This window comes from Salipiger sp. 1_MG-2023 (assembly GCF_030547555.1).
In the GTDB taxonomy this organism is placed as follows: domain Bacteria; phylum Pseudomonadota; class Alphaproteobacteria; order Rhodobacterales; family Rhodobacteraceae; genus Salipiger.
Genome location: NZ_JAUOQN010000162.1, coordinates 1 through 1,082 on the forward strand (window position 1 = coordinate 1; position 1,082 = coordinate 1,082).

Here is a 1,082-nt window from a genome sequence, read left to right on the forward strand (position 1 = left end):
AGAGGTGGTCCTGAATTTTCGACCAGTTTTCCGCCGGGCTAAGCTGTAGCATGGGTTTCATTTCAGGCGGCAGCTTTCAGGTTTCGGGTCCGGCTATCATATGCCTCGCCCGGCGTCAGCAGCCCGTGGGAGGAGTGCGGGCGTTTTTCGTTGTAGTAGGTAATCCAGGCGCCGATCCCATCGCGGGCTTCAGAGCCGGTTTCGAAGGCGTTCAGATAGACGCATTCGTATTTCAGGGATCGCCAGAAGCGCTCGATCATCCGATTATCGATCCAGCGCCCGCGGCCGTCCATCCATTGCCCGGCAGGCGATTGCGAAGCAATCTGCCGAGAGGGGAGATCTTCACCTTGGCGTCGTGCAGCACGTCAGTGAAGTCGGTGCTGGTGAACTGCGAGCCTTGGTCGGAGTTGAATATCTCTGGCGGGCCGTATCTGGCCAGCGCCTCCTTCAGCGCCTCGACACAGAACCCGGCATCCATCGAATTCGACAGCCGCCAACTCAGAACCTTCCGGCTGTGCCAGTCCATGACCGCCACGAGGTACAGGAAGCCCCGGCGCATCGGGATATAGCTGATGTCCGTACACCAGACCTGATTGGGTCGGGTGATGGCCAAGCCTTTGAGAAGGTACGGGTAAACCTTGTGCTCAGGGTGTTTCTTGCTCGTCTTCGGCTCTTGGTAAATCGGCACCAGACGCATGAGCCTCATCAGCCGCCGCACCCGATGGCGCCCGCATTCGTGCCCCTCTCGATGCATGTGGCGGGCCATTTGCCGCGAGCCGTACCGTCGCCCATTGGACTTGAACCAATGGCGCCTCAATGGGCAACCGTTTCCAAGAACTGCCGGTCGATGACTTTCATGAACGCCAGGTTCTCGGCGCTTTCCCCGCGCGGGTGATAGTAGAGGCTGGAACGTGCCAGCGACAGCAGGCTGCACTGCCGCCGAACGCTGAGATCGGGATGGTCCTGCTTCACCGCTTTCTGCCTCCAGCGCCGAGGATGAGACTGGAGGCTTCCGATAAAAAATCCCGTTCCACGACCAGCTGGCCGATCTTGGCGTGCAGCTTCTCGACATCCTTCTCGGA

General features: G+C 59.7%; 1 pseudogene. It reads right to left on the minus strand.

What is annotated here, in order from left to right:
• Window positions 1-62: 62 nt before the first annotated feature.
• Window positions 63-1,082 (minus strand): annotated as a pseudogene (locus Q4543_RS24385) (IS3 family transposase); the annotation flags it as partial.